Consider the following 4040-nt stretch of genomic DNA (forward strand, 5'->3'; position numbering starts at 1 on the left):
CTTTGATTCTCCCTATAGTGTTCACATGGCTGATTCTCAGTCGCTTAATCTCCAGCTTATCTATGCTCTTCGACTTCAGCTCGATGCTCATTATGACAATAGTTGGTTACTTCCTGACATTAACAGACTGTTGTTCACGACAGATCGTTTCATTGAGCAGTCACAGATCTATCTCAACAATAACCTTGAGTTGCTAAGCCTTGTTGACCAAATGGGTACGATGCGTGAGCTCTATTCAGGTCAGCTCACAGAGCCCCTTTATTTTCAGTTAAGCTCTAACATTCTCGAGGCAATTTTTGGTGACAGTACCTCAAGCCCACAGGTATACCGAGATTTAGACAACATCTACTCACAATCTAACCAGTTAGTAGCTAAAGAGCGTAAAGACTTACAACAAGTATTGGCTCAAGTATCGTCAGTGTTAGGTGACTATGCTCAAGGGCGATATATTGTTGAGAAGTTACAAACTCACGATGTTCATAACCAAATCAGCGTGCTGCGCGGTGAATTTGATGATCTTCTAGCGCGTCATATTTGGCTTGGTCTTGCCCTCACCTTAGTCGTTTTTTGTGGATACATGGTGTTGTTACGTTCAAGCGTTCAGCTTCAGTCCGCAAAAATGAAAACACAAACGGATAGTCATCAACAGGATCAAGCTTCGCACTCTGCGCCATCACACCAGAAAGAAATATCGACGGAGCTTGAGACAGGGACGCCGACTCCTTTTGAAAATCAGGCATCGACTGATCTTACTGCCGAACTGAATACGCAACAAGCGGTTGAACTGGAAGAGCAAGAGATCGATTTTGAGAAAATGATCGAATCGCTTAACAATGATACCGAGTCTGTGTGTATGCTACTTGAAGTGTTTATTGAGGATCACCTTGAAGATGGTGAAAAAATTGAACAGTTATTGACATCTGAACCAGAGACGGCGCAGCGAAAAGCTCACAGTCTTAAAGGAGTAGGTGGTAACTTAGGCGCTACTAAGCTTCGAGAAGCGGCGAGCAAAGTTGAAGCCTCACTTAAAGATTTCAACAGAATTGAACCAAACGAACTTGATGAACTGAAACAGCGACTGGAAAGGGCAATAAAGGAAGCCAGAATTTTCCTAAACGAACACAAGAACACCAATAATTAACTGTATTCTGACTTCGTATGAATAGAATACGGCGTTATTTTCTATCCATTAGAGGTTGAAAGTGAAATGGGCGGTATTGCAAAGATTTGGCTGTTAAGCGTTGTGTTAGTTATTGGGGGCTGTTCGCTACTCGAAGTGAAGCTCGATAGCCAAACCACACCTCTCACACAACAAGAACTGAATATGCGCTTGATGACTAGAGAATATACTCAGCAGTTTTTCTCGCATGTCGAGCAAGCGGGCGATGCTATCTCTGCAAGTTATGACCCTAACGACACGCTCTATCAGTCTTATGTTTTACTTTGGAAGATCAACGCGGAAGAGGGCATTCAACAATCGACTTACCAAGTTAACCCCACTGCCGGTTTAATTGATGCTTGGGTGTTCACAGAGCAGATGAACCAGTTCTTTTCCTCAGGAGCAGGTAAAGAGTTGTTTGCCACCGACCATGCGCTTCAAGCCTCTAACCAGTTGACGGAAAACATTGAGCAACTGGCTAAGTCGCTGCTTAAAGAGGCAAGTTATACTTCGACCAAGCAGTTTGTTAGTAATTTTGTCACTCAACACCCATTCGAAGACTTATCGTTCATTCGTGCACCAGCGTACCGTGCGTGGCTGCAATTTAATCAAATCAGTGAAGATCAAGCTGTCTCCACTTTGGGCACCATGCCTGAAGCCTTAAGTGATGTGTCGGATCGCCTGAGTTTAGTATCTGAACAGACGCCGAAGCTGATGACATGGAAAGCGCAGCTTATCGCAATGAACAGCAGCGTAAGTGGCGAGCAATTAACGCAAACCCTCAAGAGTATTCAGGCCACGTCGGAATCATTTCAGGACTTTGTGCAAAACAACCCTCAATACATGCAAGAGTTAGCGCGACAGATGTCGGTGCAGCTACAACCGTTAGTCGCAGAGATTGACTCTCGAACCGAGACTCGCCTCGAACAGTTGAGTGGCGAGCGAAAAGCACTGGAAGAGATGGTCGCGCGCGAACGAGCAGAAATTGCGCTTATCATCAGTGCGGAGAGGGAGAAGTTTGCTCAGGACATCGATAAGGTTTCGCAGGATGTCATTACTTTAGCGATAGACAAGTTGGTTGAGTTAATCAAAAGTACCATCGTCTACTTTGTTATCTTTATTGTGGCCATTTTCTTTGCTCCCCTTGGCCTAGGCTATATGTTGGGTAAGCGCAGTAGAGCAAGCAAGAAGGCTTAGTTTTCTATCTACAGAAAAAAGCGCCTAAGCTACTTTATAACAGCTTAGGCGCTTTTTAGGATTAGGCGGTTTGTTTACTTAGCTCAATGGGCTCTTCAGTGAGTTCTGCTGTTGCTGTAGGTTCGCATTTATCAACAAACCATCCCAAATAGGAAGTGACGATAGTGACGATGATACAGACGTAACTCAGCCACATGAAAGGAGCATAAGACAAGGTCGCGACGCCTAGAATGCTTGCCATATAGATACCATTGTCACTCCAAGGCACCATGCCGGACGTCAACGTGCCACCAAACTCTGCATTGCGTGATAAGTTTTTGCGTTTGTATCCGAGACGATCGTAGTTCTTAGCACAGATTTTAGGGGTTAGGATTAGCGAAACGTACATGGCCGAGCCAAACACGTTGCCCATAAATGCAGTAGCGATAGTGCTGGTAGCAAGAGAACCAGAGCTTTGAACCTTACGCTCAAATAGTTTTGCGATGGTTTCCAGCACGCCTACTTTGTCTAGTAAGCCACCAAAACCCAAACCAAAGATGATTACGGCAACAGAGCCAAGCATTGAAGACATTCCGCCGCGGTTAAGAATGGAATCAATGAACGTCACGCCTGATTCAATCGCAAACGGCGCCCAAGCGGTATTGAAAGCTTGCAAAAAGTCCACGTCTTGGATCATTACAGCCCAAATAATACCTAACAGCGAACCAAAACTGATTACCGGGAACGAAGGCATACGCATTGCAAGTAGGCCAAGCACAATCATTACAGGAACAAACGAGTAAGGTGTGATATAGAACTGTTGTTCCATGGCCTGAATAACAGATTGCACCTGAGACATATCAACATTGCCAGCATAATGAAAACCGAAGGCAGTGAACATAATTCCAGTGATAATGTAGCTGATAAGAGCGACTGGAAGCATACCTTTAATGTGTTCAACCACTTCGACATTTGACATCGATGAAGCAAGGATAACTGAATCAGACAGTGGTGACATCTTGTCGCCAAAGTAACAGCCAGATAAAACCGCGCCGGCTGTTATTGGAGCAGGAACCCCCAAGCCTTGGCCTATGCCCATCATTGCGATACCCGCAGTACCCGCTGCGCCCCACGAAGTCCCAGTGGCAAGGGCAGTCAGCGAGCAGATCAGCATGGTGGCGAGAAGGAATATAGAAGGGTGAATCGCTTGCAGACCATAGTAGATGATAGTTGGAACAATACCGCCAGAAATCCATGTGCCAACGAGAGCTCCAACGGCGAGTAAAATCAGTACTGCGCCAAGTCCGTTTGAGATTCCGTTGAGAGCGGCTTTCTCTAATGTTTTATATTGATGGCCTAAACGGACACCAAGCATCATGATAATGAACCAACCTATGTAGAGTGCGAGTTGTATTGGTAGATTGAGCTTAGCGGTAAATGAGAATGCCATAAGCAAGAATAGCCCAAGGGAGACGACAACTTGCAACAAACTTGGCAAACGTGGGGTGTGCTGTGCCATACAAAGCCTCTTATTGTGTATTAGCTAGGTGCAAACAGGGAAGGGTTGTTTGCTGAGGAGTAAAAACTCCAAGTGAAAGACGCAGGCACTCTACATTACGTAGATTAATATTTCGATAAACAATTGAAATATCGTGATGAATGGCTGGCATGCATGTTTATTTTAGTTAAAAGTTCGGTTTATGTT

General features: G+C 44.9%; 3 protein-coding genes. 2 read left to right on the top strand and 1 reads right to left on the bottom strand.

Going from position 1 to position 4040, the window contains the following annotated elements; all coding sequences use genetic code 11:
- On the top strand, positions 1-1141 hold a 1141-nt coding region (locus tag QTO00_RS15885), incomplete at its 5' end, for an Hpt domain-containing protein (RefSeq protein ID WP_331425662.1).
- 66 nt (positions 1142-1207) lie between these two features.
- Positions 1208-2356, top strand: coding sequence for a chemotaxis protein (locus QTO00_RS15890; protein ID WP_331425663.1), 1149 nt, complete (start codon positions 1208-1210; stop codon positions 2354-2356).
- 61 nt (positions 2357-2417) lie between these two features.
- Here the strand turns inward: QTO00_RS15890 and nhaC are convergent, their stop codons facing one another.
- On the bottom strand, positions 2418-3854 hold the full coding sequence (gene nhaC / locus QTO00_RS15895; protein ID WP_331425664.1) for a Na+/H+ antiporter NhaC: 1437 nt from the start codon (positions 3852-3854) through the stop codon (positions 2418-2420).
- Positions 3855-4040: the final 186 nt, after the last annotated feature.

Source organism: Vibrio sp. M260118 (assembly GCF_036533755.1).
In the GTDB taxonomy this organism is placed as follows: Bacteria; Pseudomonadota; Gammaproteobacteria; order Enterobacterales; family Vibrionaceae; genus Vibrio.

Coding starts and splice junctions, on each gene's coding strand:
- nhaC (WP_331425664.1), bottom strand. CDS start 3,854: ATGGCACAGCACACCCCACGTTTGCCAAGTTTGTTGCAAGTTGTCGTC.
- QTO00_RS15890 (WP_331425663.1), top strand. CDS start 1,208: ATGGGCGGTATTGCAAAGATTTGGCTGTTAAGCGTTGTGTTAGTTATT.